Source organism: Bacteroidota bacterium (genome assembly GCA_017303975.1).
GTDB lineage: Bacteria > Bacteroidota > Bacteroidia > JAFLBG01 > JAFLBG01 > JAFLBG01.
Genome location: JAFLBG010000012.1, coordinates 19,280 through 37,441, shown reverse-complemented (window position 1 = coordinate 37,441; position 18,162 = coordinate 19,280). Strand labels below are relative to the sequence as shown.

Genomic DNA, 18,162 nt, shown 5'->3' with positions numbered 1-18,162 from the left:
TATATTGCATCGTTGGTTTGTAAATTTTTATAGCCAATTCCCTTATTTAAGAAAATCTGCTTCAACTAAAAATAGGTAAAAGAGTAACTTAAAAAACTATATGTTGGTTAAGTAATTAACTAACTTTTTAACAGCTAAGGCTCGGTGGCTAATTTTATTTTTTTTAACCAAATCCATTTCTGCAAATGTTTTAGTATATCCATTAGGCATAAATACTGAATCATAGCCAAAGCCCGAACTACCTTTTCTTTCGGTGGTTATACTTCCCTTGATAACGCCTTCAAACAGTTCTATTCTTCCATCAAGGAGCAAACACAAAACCGTTCTAAATTGTGCTGTTCTGTCTGATTTACCACCTAACTCATTCAGAAGCTTGGTTATATTATCTTCTGAGTTTTTATGATTTCCGGCATAACGAGCAGAGTACACACCCGGGGCACCATTCAATGCATTTACCTCTAATCCGCTATCATCCGAAATACAATTACAACCATAGTTTTGATGTACAAATGTTGCTTTTTGTATTGCATTTTGTTCCATTGTATTGCCAGTTTCCGGAATATCTTCATGGCAATTAATATCACCTAGCAGGCATAGCTCTATTTGCGGAAGGTCTAGCAAGCCTGATAATTCGGTTAACTTACCCTTATTGTGCGTAGCAAGAACAATTTTAGTCATGCGATGAATTGTATTATTCAGATACTAAAATAATCAAAGAATACAGTATTATATGCCAGACAATACATAATTGCCTAGATACCAAACTAAAAGAGTTGACAACTGTCATTTTTAAAAATTTGACTTGTATGTCAATAATTAGGATATTTGCAGCCAATTATTAACTTAAAACTTAACCAAATGGCAATACCTTCAGTAGATTTAGCAGATTTTTTATCTGGCGACCCGGCAAAAAAATTAGATTTTGTAAACAAATTAGGAAAAGCATACGAAGATGTAGGATTTGTGGCTGTAAAAAACCATGGAATTCCAATGAGTACAATAGATGATTTATACAAGTACGTAGAAAGTTTTTTTGCACTGCCGGTAAATGTAAAAACCAAATACGAAATACCTGAACTTGCTGGACAAAGAGGCTATACATCTTTTGGGCGAGAGCATGCAAAAGGCTCTGACGCTCCGGATTTAAAAGAATTTTTTCAATATGGGCAAATTGTAGAAAAAAACCACCCTTTAAAAAATGAATATCCTGATAATGTTGCGGTAAAAGAAATACCAGCTTTGAATGATACTTTTTTTAATGCTTACCGCTCGTTTGAAAAATCGGGAAAAGCTCTATTACAAGCCATAGCATTGTATTTGGGGTTAGATGAATTCTATTTTGACAAGTTTGTAAACAACGGAAACTCTATTTTAAGAGCCATACACTACCCTCCAATTAAGGAAGAACCAAAATCTGCAATTAGAGCTGAACAGCATGAAGATATAAACCTTATTACCCTATTGGTAGGCGCATCTGCAGATGGTTTGCAAGTATTAGACAAACAAGAGCGCTGGGTTTCTGTTACATCATTACCTGACCAAATTGTGGTAAACGTTGGAGATATGTTACAAAGATTAACCAATAACAAATTACGCTCAACTACACATCGTGTAGTTAATCCTCCAAGAGAATTATGGGGGACTTCACGTTTCTCAATTCCATTTTTCTTACATCCAATTGCTAACATGTCGTTAGCATGTTTAGATAGCTGTATTACTAAAACAAATCCAAAGGATTATGATGATGTAACAGCAGGCGAATACTTAGATGAGCGCCTAAGAGAAATTGGATTAAAAGCCTAATACTAATTTTTAGTACAATCAAAAAGCCCAAACTGTACTTGACAGTTTGGGCTTTTTGATTGTGGTTTGGAATAACCGATTGGTAGTAAAGAAATTTAATCCTTCAGTACTTGGATTTTTTGGCTTAAGGCGCCAAGTTTTACAATATAAAAACCCGATGCCAATTGACTTATATCAATAACAGTGTTTTCATTTACAACGTTACCTTCAACTACAATTGCTCCTTTAAAATCTAGTATCGAATAAGATTCTTCTAACATAGTATTATCTCGCAATTTAATTGTTAGTTGATGAATTGACGGATTAGGGAAAACAAGGAAACTATTCGAAGATGACTCAACAAGCCCCAAATTATTTAAAACTGTAAGATTAGCTGCATTTGTAGTATCAACACATCCTCCATTTGACAAAATACAACGGAATAAATAATTGTTCATCGAAAGAACCGTATTTGAGACAGTTAAAGTAGGGGTAGAAACACCACTATACGGACCAGCATTACTCAAATTTTGATAGCCAAAACCAATATCAGCTTGCCATTGATAAGAAGTAGTTGCAGAAAAAGATGTGGCATAAAAAGCACTATTTCCAACAGTAACTGTTTGAGAGATTGGATGAGTTAAATCATGAGAATTACAACTATTATAAATTTTTAATATTTCTTGTTGAGTAAGTTCTTTATCCCAAAAACCAAAATCATCTAACTTACCATCCAACACCTCATTATTAGCAGCTATTGGATCTGCACAACCCAAATATAATTTATAGAAGTAGCTCTGAATGGAAGTTGCATTTGTAACCGACTTATCAAGTACACCATTTATATATAACTTATATGTCGATCCAGCTTTTTGATAAACGATATGATTCCAAGTGCCAATAAATACATTAGTATTAGATGTAGCGTTTAACAATACATTCCAGGAAGAAGCAGGAGCTCCGTTACCTATCCACATTGCATATTTATTGGAATTCCACCAATTTGAAGAAAAGCTTATTCCATTGTGAGGGGTAGAATTTAAAACAGAATAGGTTGATCCAACATTATTAGGATTCTGTTGATTATTTTGAAGTAACCAAAATGCTATTGTAAAATTGCTCCAGCCGTTATTCCAAAAACTGTGGTTAATAAAAATATTATCATTAATTCCATCGAAAGAATAAGCAGAATTCAAACTATTAAATCTATCGGTCGTAAGCGTTGCACCATTTACAGTTCCATGATTACCTTTCCCACTTTCATCGTTGGCATTACCATTAAATGGATACCAAGCTTTCAAACTATCTGTTGGAAGCCAAGATGGAATTTGAGCAAAAAAGTTGGAATTACAGAATAATACAATACAAACAAAACTTATTACTTTTTTCATTGAAAACATTTTGTGTAAAGTTAAAATAAATTAGGGACAATCAATAAGTACTTAAGCGTATAAAAACCAAATCTAACCTGTAAAACACTATCAAAAACAGAGATAACATACTTTACCATTATCTCATCAATCATTGGTGTAACACCTATCCAAAAAGTATTATGAAGAATATCCAATACATTCCTAAGTTCGCAAAGTTACTTAACTCCTTTTGATATTTTTATTTCAGCAATATTCCCTAAATAAAAATTTGATGTATTTTGCATACTACCCATGCATAGTGGTAATTGACTATTTTCAAAAGCCTCTGTTACCAATATGTTAGATTGTAGGCGATTATCTATATAACTAGAAATAGTTACTCCATCCACCTTAAAAGTCATTTTTGTTTGCTTGTTCAATTCAACATTGCATAAAACTCCTTTGCCTTTGAATCCAAATATGTACTGATTCGGATTATCTTTTTGTTGCTGAATTACAAAACCCTTATTGCCATCAAGATTAGACAATACAGCTCCTCCTGTATTAATGCCAGTAATACTGTTTGAAGGTGGTGTGAATAAAATATCAATAGTAAATGCATTACCTAATTGTAATGGGGTTACCTTGGCCTCACATAATTTCAAATTCTCTTCGCCATCTGTATTGGCATTAATATAAAAAACGGTGCTATCATCTTTAATTAACTTAGATTGATATTTACCAAACTCTCTTCTTTTATAATAATATAGTGATGGTAACCCTTCTATCGGATTAAGTTCGTAATATGCTGCAATGACATTTAAAAATTTCGTATCGAACGGCCGGTAAAACTGCGGTTCAACAAAAAGTTTTTTATTTTCATTTTTTATTTTTTCAATAATTTTTTCGTAATCTTTTTTAAAAAATAGTTCAACTCTACCGGGACTTGCAATAGAAGCGGTCTTTGACAAACCATGATGAATACCCTGATAATGATCGGCCGATAGAATATAAATTTTCTCTCCATCATCGCATAATTTATCAATTGCAAAGGCGGTGTTTTTAATTTGATTTTCTTCCGATTGCTGAATCACCTTACTTTTTTTATCATAAACCAAATCCCATAGCTTGGGCATACTTTTCAACAATTGAAATGGGGCAAAAGCAATAAAATAAAACGAAAGCAGAAATACCGGTATATATATTTTTTGATCCTTTATTATTGAAAATAATTTGTCAGTATAAATTGGCAATAAAATAAAAGCAGGAAAGTAGCAGCTATACAACTGCCAGTTATGACTTCTGCCTTGGTAGTAAATCAAACCTAGTGTACCTAAAAAGGTAACAACAAATACAGCACTAGAAAATTTCGATTTATTATTTTGCAAGAAACTATTTACAGTTATTACCCAACCTATACCATAAACAATAGCCACTAAAATCCATGGTTGCATACCAGTTGGCATTGGAAGCATTCCAAAACCAATAAAAGAAAAAGTAGATATGGTTTTAAATAGCATTGAAAAATCAGGACTAGCGCCATAAAAAAATCTAATAAAACAAGAATAAGTTAAAAATGCAGCTACTAATAACACAACTGCTTGTATAAAAATTAACCCTGTTTTAATTAAGGAAGTTTTGAAATCACTAATATTAAACTCATAATAAACATAATAGGCAATTAAAACTATAAAAGAAAACAAACCAAAATCGGGATTCCATAACACACCAAAAGCAAATAAATAAAACGAAAGAATTTTTATTGGGGTAATGTTCAATGCATTATTATTAAACAAGTTTTTAAACAGTTTCCCCTGATTTACTTTTTTTGCGTTATATATAACTACATACATAAATAATGTTAATGGCATAAGCCACCTGATTGGTGCACAAGAAAAACCAGAATAATAACTTAACGCAATGGCTTGAAACATATAAGTCATCGAAAAAAACAAGCAAAAACCCAATAATAGAATCAATTTATTCTCTATAACTTTGTTCATGAAGTATATCAAAAAACATAGACAGGAAAACAAAATAACCCCCATTGTCATAGTATAACTCAATATACTTAACCCGGCTAATTTTAAAATTGGCATTATAAAATGAGGGTATAAGCCGTAGGTGTTTACAAAGCCATCCACCAACAATGGCGAACCATTATAAACCTGTACCGTTGAATAAAAGTTAGCGCAAAAATTATATTTATTCTCATATGTGTATGGAAACTTAAAAGAAGAAATGAAAAATGTTATCAATGCTAATGAAACACAAAAAACAATTATTAGTTTATGTAAAACAGAATCAATTTTTCTTGTTAATTTTTTTATCGTTAAATAAGCAATAAGGGGAAATAAAATAAGGGAATAAAACAGTAAGTTCTTATATAAAAAAGTATCAATGAAAAAGAAATCAAAATTGGTTTTAGAAATATAATCGTGAGAGTTTAAAGGCGAGGCGTGCCAAGGATTGTCATTGGTAAAACAATAATATAAAAAATAACATGAAGCACCAATGTTAATTGCAGAGATTATATGAATAATATTATCTTTTAATTTAGTGGTGGTTTTAAAAAAATAATCAAAAGCAAAATACGTAACAAATAAAGTTAGTATGGTTAAGATGATTGTTCCCAAAAAAACAATTTTTTCCTTAGGCTCTGGTATAGCCTGAACTACCATTGGACTTATTAATATTTCTTTTGCCTTTTTAATTGCTTCATTGGAATTGTCCGGAGCAAACTTCGATAAGACTTTTATTGCGACCATGGATGCTAGAACACCTATCCATATCATTATTGAATATTTAAAGTACTCTTGCCTTAAATTTGTATTTGTTGATTTTGCCATTTTCCTATGAAAAAATTTAATTAAAATTATACTTAAAATGGATTTTCAATAATTGTAAAGGAATTTGCAAAAGATGTATCAGTTTTAAGTTTGAACCTTGTATTTCTTCCCATTGAGAAACCGAATGCTCATATAACACACTAGTAGTTTGCTCTTTTTGTTGATTCCGTAGCCTCAATAATATTTCGGTATCAAATAACCAACTTGTTAAAAAACCATCTCCACATACAAAAGGCACAATATCACTTTTCATAATTTTAGCCCCACATTGTGTATCATGTATTGGAAATTTTAAAATTAAACTGGCCAATGAAGCAAAAATTCTACCTAATAAAAGTCGGTGCGGTTTTCTATTAATTTTTGCTCCTAATCTTTTTATACGTGAACAAAATATGAGTAATAAATTGGGGTTCCGAAAGGCAATTTCTTTTAACCGACTCAACTCTGATAAAGGAGTTGCCAAGTCTGCATCAAAATAACCAATATATATAAATTGATTCATTTCATAACACTTAACCATCCCCAACCTTACTGCTTCGCCTTTGCCTTTGTTTTTTTCTAAACTCAAAAATTGCGAGTTTTGAGGTCGTGTTTTGCATATTTCCTGCAAAACTGACTCTGTAGAGTCAACACTACCATCGTTTACAAATAGAAAAAAAAAAGAATTTTCATGTTCCTCTAAGAAACGTTGAAAAGCCAATCTATTTATCCGTTTGGCTTCATTAAAACAAGGAACCACTATCGCTATTTTTTGCATGAAAAGTCTTTCTAGTTATTATTAAGTGTATATGAAACCAATTTACGTCTAAAAAAAATGAACCATTAAGTATCTATAATTTCAAAGTATAAAAATTAAATTATTTACCCGTTATTTTTGGCTCAATTTTTTTTGCAATAAATACATTTGTCAGATATATGGACTCATTATTAGGCAATAGCTTACTTAATCCTTTTCCAAACAAATTAATTAAGAATATTACACATTTTTTAAATAAGCCAATTTCATTACTCTTATACCTCACCTCTTTTTTCGAGAAATAAGTGAAGAATAATTGAGTATACGTTTCTATAAAAGTTCCAGATTTATAGCAAGAAACAACTTCGAAATTATTTTTTTCAAATTTATGATTCAATGCAAACATTGTATAGCGGGCATAGTCAAATGGAACCTCATGTTCGTTCCAAATGAATGGACAAGTGACAAATATTAATCCATTTGATTTGAGCACTCTATTAAACTCAATTAGCTTTTCATCCAAATCAAATAAATGCTCAAAAACTTCAGTACAAAGTATGTAGTCGAATTGTTCATTCTTAAAGGGAAGTTTTCCTCCATCATATAGCACATCAATTTGTTCATTTTGATGGGGATGTCCCTCATTTTCATAATCAAGCCCAATATACTCAGACACATTCATCAAGCTTTTATATGGCTTACCTCCGCAACCAAAATCTAACAGCCGCCCCCCTTTCACATATTTAGAAAAATCTAGAGCTGCTTGATACAACCCTTTTCTAGCAAAATAAAAAGGTGATGTTAATTTGGGATCTATAAACTCTGACATTCTATCAAGAAATAATTATATAGCCAAATGTAATAAATAATGGTCTTTAAAATTTATATTTATGGTATATTTATAAAAACACCCTTAATCAAATGCCAATTAATACACTTATTGCAAATGAAGACGCAACTATTGTTGATGAAATAAATGCAAATAAGTTAATCTCTAATTACAAAAAAAAATACAACCTGGATGTATCCTATTTATTTAAAGATACACCTAACGTGAAAATTTTAAAATGCAGCAAAACAGGGTTTCGTTTTTATTATCCCATAGAAGTTGAAGGTGATAATGAGTTTTATAAAAATTTATATTCTAACCACACATCTAATTTATATAAAACTGAAAAATGGGAATTTCTTGAAGTTGCGAAAATGATTTCTGCTAATTCTACTGTTTTAGATATTGGTTGTGGTGGGGGTGAATTTTTTAAATTTTTGGACGGTAAAAATTGTGAATGTTTTGGATTAGATAAAAGTGATTTTGCAGCTGAACTGTTACTATCTAAAGGCATTAAATTCAGTAAAGAGTCTATCGAAGATTTTTCAGAAAAAAATAAAGAAAAATTTGATTACATCACAGGATTTCAAATTTTAGAGCATGTAAAGAATCCCGGTACTTTTTTAACGTGTTTATGCAAAATGCTTAAAAAGGGAGGAACTCTTTTTATTGCAGTTCCAAACAATGAGCCCTATTTTTTGAAATACGACAAATACCATACCTTAAACTTACCACCCCACCATATGGGGCTTTGGAATGAAGAGAGCTTAACCAAAATGGCCCCATACTTTGGGCTAACATGTAAGACTATAAAATTTGAAGGTTTTGATTATGCCTTAGATTTCTTTAGTCGCAAAACGGGCATAAATAATACTGTAATTAGAGGACTACTGAAAAGTTTATTATCTCTTTTTTTCACGAACACATTGGGGAAGCGTACCGTGTTAGCCATTTATACCAAAAATTAATTTAAAAATGGGGACTAGATGTAATATAGGCTGTGCAACTGATAAAAATTATGCCCAACATCTAGGTATAATGATTTATAGTTTGTTAGTAAATACAAAAACTCCAACCAATTTCGATTTTTATATAGTTGATGGAGGTATTTCTAATGAGGACATTAAACGCTTTGAAGAAATTCAGAAGCAGTTTAATTGCAAAATGTACTTCTTGAAACCAGATAGAAAATATTTTGAAAAATTAAAGGTTTATGAAATATATAGCGAGGCTACGTACTACAGATATTTCTTGATGGATACTACTGCTGTAGAAAAAATGCTTTTTTTGGATTGCGATATGATTGTGGAAGGAGATGTAAGTGAGCTTTACGAAACAACCCTAAATGGGAATATCTTGTCAGCTGTTTTTGATCCCTTAGTGCCTAAAAAACATTTAGAAAAATTAAAACTAGAAAGCTATTTTAATGCGGGTTTGTTTTTAGTTGATTGTAAAAGATGGCAAAAGGAAAAAATATCACAAAGAGCATATCAATTTCAACTAGAAAATGAAAAAATGTTAGAGTTTCCTGATCAAGATTCTCTAAATATAGTTTTGAAAAATAATTGGCAAATGTTGTCCTTTAAGTGGAATGTTCTAGCAAAAGTAGGGTTAGTAAAATATGGACTAGGAAATCTAAACTGTAAATACGCTTCAAAAAAAGAGATAATTGAAATTTTCAATAACCCACAAATTATTCATTATGCAAATAGATTATTTAAACCTTGGAATTATTTAGATCCAACACCATACAAAAAAAACTATTTACATTATAAAAATCTATCACCATGGTCATCAGTGCCTCAATTTGGCAATTCTGCTTTGGGAATAATAAGTAGATTGAGTTTTTATGTATCCTTTACACTTAAATACTTTTTCAGGAATTTTAAATAGTAAAATTTTAGTTAACCTATGCAATATGGCAAAAAAAACGAAAAATAATCAACCTGCTAAACAATCAGCTACAACCAATACAGGAGCTTCGTCAAATATTAAAAAAAACAATTCAACGATAGAAGAGAAAGTATGTTTAGGACTGCTGGTTTGTCTAATTATTCTTATTTACATCATTCGTTCCAAATTCATTAACATCCCATTTGAGCGGGATGAAGGCAGTTATTGCTATAATGGCTTACAGCTAATTGATGGTAAAATTCCATATAAAGATTTCTACGAGATGAAATTTCCTGGTATTTTTTATTTATACGCTTTTGTGATTAAATTTTTTGGCGAAACAGTTCAAGGAGTTCATACCGGTTTTATGTGGATTAACATTTTATCGATAGTGTTTGTGTACTTGGCGTCTAGAAAAATGTTTAGTCCTATTGCAGGAATTATTTCTGCTACAACAATGGCATTCGTCTCATTAACGCCTAGTTTAAGCGGTTTTACAACTCAATCAGAACATGGTGTTGCATTATTTATAAGCTTAGGTTTGTTACTATACGCTTATGCTCGAAGCAAAAATCATTTTTTATTCTATTTATTTGCAGGTGCATGTATGGCAATGGCTGTAATGATTAAAACTACAAGCATTTTTATGGCAGTTTGGGGTGGAATAATAATAGTTACAGAGTTTCTGTTTGAAAAGGAAAAGAAGTACAAATATTTTTTTAAAAATATTGCAGCATATTCAGTTGGAGGCTTTTTAATAGTTGGAATTTTCTTTTTAATTATAATAGTAAAAGGAGGCTTAAACGAAATGCTGTATTGGACTTTCGAATACTCAAAAAAATACACCCAACTAATGCCTTTTGAAGAAGGAGTTAAATACTTTAAATACACTCGAGATGCTATATTACAGAATCATAAGTTTTTTTGGTATCATTCGATATTAGCTTTGGCAGTTTGTTTATTTCGCTTTATACCTTACCAATTAAAAGCTTTTGGAATTACATTATTGGCTTGTTCATTTTTAACAATAGTTCCTGGTTATTTCTTTTACGGACATTATTGGATACAGGTTGTGCCTGGATTAGCTGTTGTTGCGGGACTAACATATCATTGTATAAAAACTGCTTTTGAAAAATTAAAACTTGGCAAGTTCAGTATAAAATATATTTACTTGACAGTTTTCGGAATTCTAGTTTTTAATCATACCAAAGCACAAAAATCATATTATTTTCATCCCAATTACGAATTAATTCTAAGGCAAACCTATGGAAATAATCCATTTCCAGAGGCAATGAAGATTGGTGATTTCATAAACGCCAATACCAAACCTGAGGATAACATAGTGCTTCTTGGATCTGAACCAGAAATTTATTTTTACACAAAAAAAAGATGTCCATCTCGTCACTTTTATTTTACGGCACTTGTAACAAATGTGCCGGAACATAAAGAATGGCAAAGGCAATTTGTAAAAGATACAGAAAAAGCAAATCCCAAATATTTGGTTTATTTCGACCATCAAATCTCATTAATGGTTCAACCAAATGTAGATCATTATGTTTTTGAATGGGCTAATGAATATGTAACAAAAAACTACAAATTGGTTGGTTTGATAGATATGACAGATGGTCAGAGAAGTAAGTATTTATTTGGAAATGAAATTGGAAATTATCAGCCATCACCAGGAACTAATATTTTTATATATGAAAGGAATAATTAAAACTGATGTGATTTAATCGTTGATTATTTCTTTCAATACAGTAGAAATGTTTTCTATATCAAGGCCCGATTCTTTTTGATGAAACCCTTGATCTCCATACCTTTTACTTAGATAACCTTTTGCACAAAGAGACTTAAAAACTTTTAACTGTATGCCTTTTTTTAAAATTTCAACGGAAAGTTGTTGAGCTAAACCACCAACACTTACATGCTCTTCCACTACTACAAGTTTGCCTGTGGATGAAAATAAACTCTCTACTTCTGTAGTAAATTCGAGAGGAAGAGAATTACATGTTAAAAGATTTACACGATTTTGAATATTATTCTGCTGAATGGCCTTAATAGCATTATCCACAACAGGTCCCATGGCAACAATCGTAACTTCCGCTTTCTGATTAAAAAGTAAAACATTAAAACTTCCATAGTACTTGTTATCAAAAGGGTTTTCATTCCCTAACCCGAGTCTTAGGTAGGCCGGTCTTGAATTTTTTATAATTGCATTTAAAATAGACCGCACATCTCCAGTAAATGCAGGAACCCAACAAGTATTATTAGGAAGTCCACTTAAACAGGCAATGTCCTCAATAGCGTGATGCGAGGATCCCATAATACCATAACCATAACCTCCTCCATTACCAACTATAAATACAGGTAGGTTATGAAAACAAACATCGTTACGAAACTGCTCTAAACAACGATAAACAATAAATGGAGCAATGCTATAACAGAATACCTTATAGCCTTTATAAGCCATGCCAGCCGCCATACTTATCATGTTTTGTTCGGCAACACCTGCATTTATAAATTGTTTAGGAAATTTATTTTGTAAATTTTCTAGCGCATTGAACCCAAGGTCTCCTGTTATAAAAACGACTTTTTCATCTTCCGATAATATCTTTTCAATATGAATAGAAAATGTTTTTCTCACAACTTTTAATTATTTATTTGCAACAATGAATATAGATTGAGACATACGGTTTATACCAAATATCTTTTCAGCTATATTACCAATAAAAATTACAGACTTAATCAAGAAAACTGGAATAATTGGAAGCAAGAAATCCTTGTAACTTACTTTAATATTTTGGAACCCAGCTGTTTTAAGTTTGTTCTGAATAAATTTGCGTGTAAATGCCATTTCATCAGGCTCAAGATGAGCAAGTTTTCTAAAATATGGGAACGAAAAAATTACATAACAGTATGGGTTTTTTAAATTGGGTTCAAGAAAAATCATTTTGCCATTTGGTTTTAGCAAAAAACGAATGTTCTTCAAAGCTTCATCAAGATTATAATATAAGTGGTGTAAAATACCATTGCCTATTATGTAATCAAATTGTTTTCCTTGTAGTGTTTCAGGTTTATTAAAATTCAACACTTCAAAAGATAAATTAGGCAAAATGTATTTTTCTTTTGCTTCTTCTATAAAAGGTATACACAAATCTGTACCTAAAACTTTTGCACTGGAAGTTGACGCTATTAAATTTGAAATTTCTCCAGTACCGCAACCAATTTCAAGAACATCTACATTCTTTGTTAATTCCATTTCATCCATCATAATCTGGCATCTTCTTTTAGTTCTGATCACCAATGTTTTTGATGGAGCAAAACCTTGATTATAGCCTCTATCATCTTTTATTGAAAACATACAACGTTATTTTTTAGCTTTTTAAATACGATAATTAATCATTTTTTAACTGCTGAGAAATAAATGTATTTATTTCCTCATTGGTATTATAACGTTTATCTCCTTTACGAATAGTTGTACGAATAAATTTGGGTCGTTTTTTTGTCTCTTCAAATATTTTGCTGATGTACTCTCCTATGAATGACATTGCAAGTAATTGAACACCTCCAAAAAAAAGCACTAATACAATTATTGTTGTTATACCATGTGGTATATTAGGATACAACAACCTTGCTATAATTTGAAATATAGCTGCTACAAAAGCTACGGCAGTGCAAATAAATCCCAAATAGCTCATAAACTCAAGAGGTGCAAAGCTAAAAGAGAATATGGCCTTTTTTGCCCACCAGAAATTTTTCCTCCAATTGTTAGTCGATACTCCAAACATCCTTTCAGGTCTAACATAATCAACCCCAGTTTGCTTAAACCCTACCCAGGCTCGCAACCCTCTCAAAAATTGATCTGTTTCAGGCAAAGCCACTAATTGCTTAACAGCCTTTCTATTTATCAAAGAAAAATCCCCAGCATCCAAAGGTATTTTTACGTAGGATAATTTACTGAAAAGACGATAGAAAAGTTTATAAAAAAAGTTAAGTAACAATGATGTTTCCCTCTTAACCCTTCTTCCATAAACAATATCATACCCCTCTTGCCATTTTTTAATAAATGCAGGTATAACTTCAGGAGGATCTTGCAAGTCACCATCCATAAGCACTACAGCGTCTCCTGTGGCAATCTCCATTCCACTTAAAAATGCCGACTGGGAACCGAAATTTCGCGAATGAGTTATTGCAACAACATTAGAATCTTTATTGCAAATTTCTTCCAACACTTCCAATGTATTATCCGGAGAACAATCATTCACAAAAATAATTTCATAACGAACTTTTACATCATTAAACGTCTTCACTAAACGCTCATACATAAAAGGGATTGCTTGTGCATCTTTATAACATGCAATAATTGCACTAATTACGGGGTTGAGTTGCGGTTTTTCAAATGCGGGAATAATTTCATTTTCATAATTGATTTTCTCCTGCCATTCGTATGTTTTTCTTAAACCATCTACCAATGACACTTTTGCTTTCCAGTGTAAAAGTAAGTTGGCTTGAGAAGGATTACCATACCATTCTGCCAGATCCCATTTCCTGTTTTCCATACTTCCCCAAACAGGAACAGTATTAACAGCAAATGTCTTTATTGCTGTATCTACAAGATCACGCATCGTTATTTTTTCTCCACTCGCAATATTAAAAGACTTACCAGAGGTTTCTCGATTTATATTGTTTGCAGCACAGATAAATGCTTCAACGGCATCGGAGATATAAACAAAATCCCTGCTTATATCAGGCGATACAAAAGGAGGGAGTTTTTTCTGACGAACATTTTCAATAAGCCTAGGTATTAACCTGTCTGGTTCTTCCCAATCTCCATAAATAGAATATAAACGAAGATTGACAGTAGGTATATGATGGACTTTTGAATAAAATTGAACTAGATAACTTGCAGAGACCTTTGAAACCGCATAATGGCTATTGGGCATAACCTCATCCTTTTCGGTTGGTGCTGCGCTATTATATCCATATTCCGAACTACTCCCGGCATGCACATAGGTAATTTCAGAAGTACAATTTTCTAATACATTAACTGTGCCAATCACATTTGTGTCATAAATCAAACCAACATTCGACTGCTTTGAGTATGCACCGTATGCGGCTAGATTGAATATAGTTTTGGGTTGATATTCATTAAATGCTTTAGTTACAGATAAAGAGGATAATATATCACAATGTATAATATTGCCAAATGGAACATTAAGCAATTTCAACCTCCATGCTTTCGTTGAGTCGTGAGTAATTGCAAAGCAATCTTTTCTGACTTTAAAAATAGTGTCGAAAAGATTAGCTCCTATAAAACCACTGGCGCCAAAAACAAAAATAGGACCATTTAATTGCTTTATTTTTTCTTCAACGCTCATTTTTTAGGTAACTATTGTTAATTTCGCTTTGTGCTTGTTTGTATTGCAGCTCATTCATTGGTAAATAGTGCCATTCCATTTTATTTTCCATATAGCTTACCCCTTTACCTTTTGTTGTATTTGCAATGATCACTTTTGGGGTATCATTGGTTGATTTTTTTAGAATTTCGATAGTGTCAACAATGACATCAATATCGTGTCCATCAATTTCAGCGCATTCGAAACCGAGTGCTTCCCACTTTTCCTTTGATGCCGAATCTCCAAGTATATCTATAGTATTTCCAAATCCTTGTATTTTGTTTTTGTCTATTAACACAATTAAATTATTAAGTTTATGTTGTACTGCAAAATGCGCTGCTTCCCATGTTGTGCCCTCATTGGTTTCTCCATCTGACATTAAAACATACACCCACGCCTTATTATTTAAAAGCACATTCGATTTAGCTATTCCACAAGCAATTGGGAAACCATGGCCTAATGAACCTGTTGCAAATGGAATTGATTTAAAAGCATTTGGAGCAGGATGAGCTGGCAACAACGTGCCATTTTTATAAAATGTTTTTAATAATTCGTCTGATATCTCTCCTATGTGATTTAATGAAGTATACAAAGCAGCGGCAGCATGTCCTTTTGAAAGAATAAAATCATCCTTTTCTTTCTTATGGTGAATCATACACGCAATCAACAAATCAATACAACTCAATGAACAGCCAATATGACCAGCTTTTGCCAGAAAATACATTTCTAATATTTTTAAGCGCAAATTGCCTTGTAATGATTTATAATTTAACGTTCCCAAGAACTACACTTTTTGATTATTACTGCAAGCAAAACTATAAATTTATCGATATAATATACAATATTTTGACAACTTAAGGACTTCCACAAAAACGGTTGAAGGAATTCTAAACTGTTGAATGAGTTGATTATCGAATATTCAATACATATATTCTTATCCAAATAACCTATAAAATTTGTATCATTACGACACTAAATTCTATACCATGTCTTTGACAACTAATTTTAAAATAGCACAGGATGTTTTGAAGGATTTTTCTACTCCTGAAAATTTCAAAAAAATTGAACTAGCTGCCTCTTGGATTATTGAAACTTTAAAAAAAGATGGAAAAGTTATTAGTTGTGGTAATGGTGGATCTATGTGCGATGCTATGCACTTTGCAGAAGAAATGACAGGAAGATATCAAAAAAACAGACCTGCATTAGCGGCAGTTTCTATATCTGATCCCTCACATATAACTTGCGTTGCCAATGATTACGGCTATGAATTTATTTTCTCTAGATATGTCGATTCTGTTGGCAGAACAGGCGATTTATTGTTAGCCATAAGCACAAGTGGTAATAGTGAAAATGTTATTAAAGCAATAGAAAGCGCAAAAGCAAAAAACATTAAAACCATTGCCCTAACGGGAAAAGATGGGGGAAAGATTGCTTCATTAGTAGATCTTGAAATTAGAGTTCCTTATGCAGGATTTGCTGATAGAATTCAGGAAATACATATTAAAATAATTCACAATCTTATTCAGTTGGTGGAACAAGCTATCTATCCTGAATTGTGTAAATAATGAATGCTAGTTCAGATATTCCTGTAATTATACTTGCCGGAGGAAAAGGTACGCGTATAAAGCATCTATTGGGCGATTTGCCTAAACCAATGTACCCCGTTTTTGAGATTCCTTTTTTAGATTATGTAATATCATATTTAAAAAAATTTGGCTTGTCTAAATTTATTATTTCCTCAGGGTACCAATCGGAAATAATAGAACAACACTACAAAAACAAACCTAATATACTTGTAATTAAAGAAGAAGAAGCCTTGGGCACAGGTGGAGCTATCATGCATTGCATGCAAAAGGATAATTCTTCTGAAAACTATTTAGCATTAAATGGTGACACCTTGTTTCTAATTGACTTTAGCAAATTTTTAAACTTCTCGCTTATTTCAATGCGCACGTGTATTGCATTAAAAAAAAATCAAGACACTGCAAGATATGGAAGCATTGCGCTAAACACAGAGAGTACGATTATTTCGTTTAGCGAAAAAAACACAAGTAATGTAGAGGAACTAAAATTGATAAACGGAGGCATCTACTTTTTAAATAAAAAAGAAATTGAAAATTTAGACTTGCCTAAAATTAACAGTCTCGAAGTAGATGTGTTTCCTCAATTAGTTTCAAAAAGAACTCTAATGGGCTATTCACAAGATTTTAATGCTGAATTTATCGATATAGGAACACCTGAAACCCTTTACCAGGTAGAGGAGTTTATCTCAAAACATAAACTACAAATAAATTAAGTTTAATTTGTGTATTTTTAAATAACACAAATTAAAAATGATTATATCTAAAACTCCTTTACGTATAAGCTTCTTTGGAGGTGGTACAGATTACCCGGATTATGTTTTTAAACATGGAGGTATGGTGCTATCTACCACCATTGATAAATATATTTATATCACATTAGACAAAATAAATCCATTAAGCGAAGTAAAGTATAAGATTGCTTATTCCAAATTAGAGTCTTGCAATACACTGGATGAAATCCAACACCCTTCCGTACGTGAATGCCTTAGATTTGTTGGCATAACAGAAGGAATTGAAATTCACATCATGAACGACCTTCCTGCAAAAACAGGATTAGGAGCATCTTCAACATTTACTGTTGGCTTGCTGAATGCATTATATACCTACACCAACAAAAAAGTAAGCAAAGAGCAGTTAGCCAAAGACGCCATTTATGTAGAGCAAAAACTTATTGGCGAAAAAGTAGGCCTGCAAGATCAAGCTGCTGCTGCAATTGGGGGCTTTAACAAAATCACCTTTGAACAAAATGGAGATATTAAATCCACCCCATTAAATTTAGACCAGTCTAAATCTAACGAGCTACAAAACAACTTATTATTATTTTACACAGGAGTGCAGCGCTTTGCAGAGGACATTTTAAACGAGCAAATAAGTAAAACAAAAGAAGGATCTATCAACACGGACCTTTCTGCTATAAAGCATATGGTGGACAAAGGACATCAATTGCTTACCCAAAACCAACATGCCAATTTTGGAAAACTGTTGCACGAAGCATGGATTTCAAAAAAGAAACTATCTTCTGCTATTTCGAGCAATGCACTAGACAACATGTATGATTTAGCAATGCAAGCAGGTGCTTTAGGAGGAAAACTGCTTGGTGCAGGAGGTGGAGGTTTTTTTGTTTTTTATGTAGAACCTAAAAATCATGCACAAGTAAGAACAGCACTTAAAGAGTATCAAGAAATACCTTTTAGATTTGACACGCATGGCTCACAAATTATCTATCAATAAGAAAAAAAGTC

16 protein-coding genes are annotated in these 18,162 nt (G+C 32.0%); 7 read left to right on the top strand and 9 right to left on the bottom strand.

Annotated features, from left to right (window positions below):
* Positions 1 to 96: 96 nt before the first annotated feature.
* The gene (locus J0M08_06260) at positions 97 to 678 is read right to left on the bottom strand and encodes a non-canonical purine NTP diphosphatase (GenBank protein ID MBN8702648.1); all 582 of its coding nucleotides are present in this window, start codon (positions 676 to 678) and stop codon (positions 97 to 99) included.
* Positions 679 to 858: 180 nt separating this feature from the next.
* Between J0M08_06260 and J0M08_06255 the strand changes: the two genes are divergently transcribed.
* Positions 859 to 1,803: an isopenicillin N synthase family oxygenase gene (locus J0M08_06255; protein MBN8702647.1), complete on the top strand. Its 945-nt coding sequence runs from the start codon at positions 859 to 861 to the stop codon at positions 1,801 to 1,803.
* A 95-nt stretch (positions 1,804 to 1,898) separates the two neighbouring features.
* Here the strand turns inward: J0M08_06255 and J0M08_06250 are convergent, their stop codons facing one another.
* From J0M08_06250 to J0M08_06235, 4 genes are all read right to left on the bottom strand, one after another.
* Entirely contained in the window at positions 1,899 to 3,173 is a 1,275-nt protein-coding gene (locus tag J0M08_06250; protein ID MBN8702646.1) for a T9SS type A sorting domain-containing protein, read from the bottom strand.
* 197 nt (positions 3,174 to 3,370) lie between these two features.
* On the bottom strand, positions 3,371 to 5,983 hold the full coding sequence (locus J0M08_06245; protein ID MBN8702645.1) for a hypothetical protein: 2,613 nt from the start codon (positions 5,981 to 5,983) through the stop codon (positions 3,371 to 3,373).
* Between the two features lie 16 nt (positions 5,984 to 5,999).
* Positions 6,000 to 6,740, bottom strand: a complete 741-nt coding sequence (locus J0M08_06240; protein ID MBN8702644.1) for a glycosyltransferase — start codon at positions 6,738 to 6,740, stop codon at positions 6,000 to 6,002.
* A 100-nt stretch (positions 6,741 to 6,840) separates the two neighbouring features.
* On the bottom strand, positions 6,841 to 7,548 hold the full coding sequence (locus J0M08_06235; GenBank protein MBN8702643.1) for a class I SAM-dependent methyltransferase: 708 nt from the start codon (positions 7,546 to 7,548) through the stop codon (positions 6,841 to 6,843).
* A 224-nt stretch (positions 7,549 to 7,772) separates the two neighbouring features.
* On the opposite strand from J0M08_06235, the gene J0M08_06230 reads away from it, so the two are divergent.
* The 3 genes from J0M08_06230 to J0M08_06220 are packed head-to-tail and all read left to right on the top strand — an operon-like array spanning position 7,773 to position 11,158.
* Complete coding sequence (locus tag J0M08_06230; protein MBN8702642.1) at positions 7,773 to 8,516, top strand: class I SAM-dependent methyltransferase; 744 nt, start codon at positions 7,773 to 7,775, stop codon at positions 8,514 to 8,516.
* Between the two features lie 7 nt (positions 8,517 to 8,523).
* Entirely contained in the window at positions 8,524 to 9,441 is a 918-nt protein-coding gene (locus tag J0M08_06225; protein ID MBN8702641.1) for a glycosyltransferase family 8 protein, read from the top strand.
* A 25-nt stretch (positions 9,442 to 9,466) separates the two neighbouring features.
* Positions 9,467 to 11,158, top strand: coding sequence for a glycosyltransferase family 39 protein (locus tag J0M08_06220; GenBank protein MBN8702640.1), 1,692 nt, complete (start codon positions 9,467 to 9,469; stop codon positions 11,156 to 11,158).
* A 12-nt stretch (positions 11,159 to 11,170) separates the two neighbouring features.
* Here J0M08_06220 and J0M08_06215 read toward each other — a convergent pair whose 3' ends face one another.
* Genes J0M08_06215 through J0M08_06200 form a run of 4 tightly spaced genes read right to left on the bottom strand, consistent with a single transcriptional unit; the run spans position 11,171 to position 15,561 of the window.
* Positions 11,171 to 12,085, bottom strand: a complete 915-nt coding sequence (locus J0M08_06215; GenBank protein ID MBN8702639.1) for a transketolase — start codon at positions 12,083 to 12,085, stop codon at positions 11,171 to 11,173.
* 9 nt (positions 12,086 to 12,094) lie between these two features.
* Complete coding sequence (locus tag J0M08_06210; GenBank protein MBN8702638.1) at positions 12,095 to 12,802, bottom strand: class I SAM-dependent methyltransferase; 708 nt, start codon at positions 12,800 to 12,802, stop codon at positions 12,095 to 12,097.
* A 34-nt stretch (positions 12,803 to 12,836) separates the two neighbouring features.
* Positions 12,837 to 14,819, bottom strand: a complete 1,983-nt coding sequence (locus tag J0M08_06205) for an NAD-dependent epimerase/dehydratase family protein (GenBank protein ID MBN8702637.1) — start codon at positions 14,817 to 14,819, stop codon at positions 12,837 to 12,839.
* Entirely contained in the window at positions 14,809 to 15,561 is a 753-nt protein-coding gene (locus tag J0M08_06200) for a transketolase (protein MBN8702636.1), read from the bottom strand. Before J0M08_06200 ends, J0M08_06205 begins: the two co-directional genes overlap by 11 nt.
* 262 nt (positions 15,562 to 15,823) lie before the next feature.
* Between J0M08_06200 and lpcA the strand changes: the two genes are divergently transcribed.
* Genes lpcA through J0M08_06185 form a run of 3 tightly spaced genes read left to right on the top strand, consistent with a single transcriptional unit; the run spans position 15,824 to position 18,151 of the window.
* Positions 15,824 to 16,402, top strand: coding sequence for a D-sedoheptulose 7-phosphate isomerase (gene lpcA, locus J0M08_06195; protein ID MBN8702635.1), 579 nt, complete (start codon positions 15,824 to 15,826; stop codon positions 16,400 to 16,402).
* Positions 16,402 to 17,133, top strand: coding sequence for an NTP transferase domain-containing protein (locus tag J0M08_06190; protein MBN8702634.1), 732 nt, complete (start codon positions 16,402 to 16,404; stop codon positions 17,131 to 17,133). Before lpcA ends, J0M08_06190 begins: the two co-directional genes overlap by 1 nt.
* Before the next feature lie 37 nt (positions 17,134 to 17,170).
* Positions 17,171 to 18,151, top strand: coding sequence for a kinase (locus J0M08_06185; GenBank protein MBN8702633.1), 981 nt, complete (start codon positions 17,171 to 17,173; stop codon positions 18,149 to 18,151).
* The last annotated feature ends 11 nt before the right edge of the window (positions 18,152 to 18,162 follow it).

What these genes read in the sequence shown, in the direction of transcription:
- J0M08_06250 (MBN8702646.1), bottom strand. Translation starts at nt 3,173, where the DNA reads ATGAAAAAAGTAATAAGTTTTGTTTGTATTGTATTATTCTGTAATTCC.
- J0M08_06210 (MBN8702638.1), bottom strand. Translation starts at nt 12,802, where the DNA reads ATGTTTTCAATAAAAGATGATAGAGGCTATAATCAAGGTTTTGCTCCA.
- J0M08_06190 (MBN8702634.1), top strand. Translation starts at nt 16,402, where the DNA reads ATGAATGCTAGTTCAGATATTCCTGTAATTATACTTGCCGGAGGAAAA.
- J0M08_06185 (MBN8702633.1), top strand. Translation starts at nt 17,171, where the DNA reads ATGATTATATCTAAAACTCCTTTACGTATAAGCTTCTTTGGAGGTGGT.
- J0M08_06205 (MBN8702637.1), bottom strand. Translation starts at nt 14,819, where the DNA reads ATGAGCGTTGAAGAAAAAATAAAGCAATTAAATGGTCCTATTTTTGTT.
- J0M08_06220 (MBN8702640.1), top strand. Translation starts at nt 9,467, where the DNA reads ATGGCAAAAAAAACGAAAAATAATCAACCTGCTAAACAATCAGCTACA.
- J0M08_06240 (MBN8702644.1), bottom strand. Translation starts at nt 6,740, where the DNA reads ATGCAAAAAATAGCGATAGTGGTTCCTTGTTTTAATGAAGCCAAACGG.
- J0M08_06245 (MBN8702645.1), bottom strand. Translation starts at nt 5,983, where the DNA reads ATGGCAAAATCAACAAATACAAATTTAAGGCAAGAGTACTTTAAATAT.
- lpcA (MBN8702635.1), top strand. Translation starts at nt 15,824, where the DNA reads ATGTCTTTGACAACTAATTTTAAAATAGCACAGGATGTTTTGAAGGAT.
- J0M08_06235 (MBN8702643.1), bottom strand. Translation starts at nt 7,548, where the DNA reads ATGTCAGAGTTTATAGATCCCAAATTAACATCACCTTTTTATTTTGCT.
- J0M08_06260 (MBN8702648.1), bottom strand. Translation starts at nt 678, where the DNA reads ATGACTAAAATTGTTCTTGCTACGCACAATAAGGGTAAGTTAACCGAA.
- J0M08_06200 (MBN8702636.1), bottom strand. Translation starts at nt 15,561, where the DNA reads ATGTATTTTCTGGCAAAAGCTGGTCATATTGGCTGTTCATTGAGTTGT.
- J0M08_06225 (MBN8702641.1), top strand. Translation starts at nt 8,524, where the DNA reads ATGGGGACTAGATGTAATATAGGCTGTGCAACTGATAAAAATTATGCC.
- J0M08_06255 (MBN8702647.1), top strand. Translation starts at nt 859, where the DNA reads ATGGCAATACCTTCAGTAGATTTAGCAGATTTTTTATCTGGCGACCCG.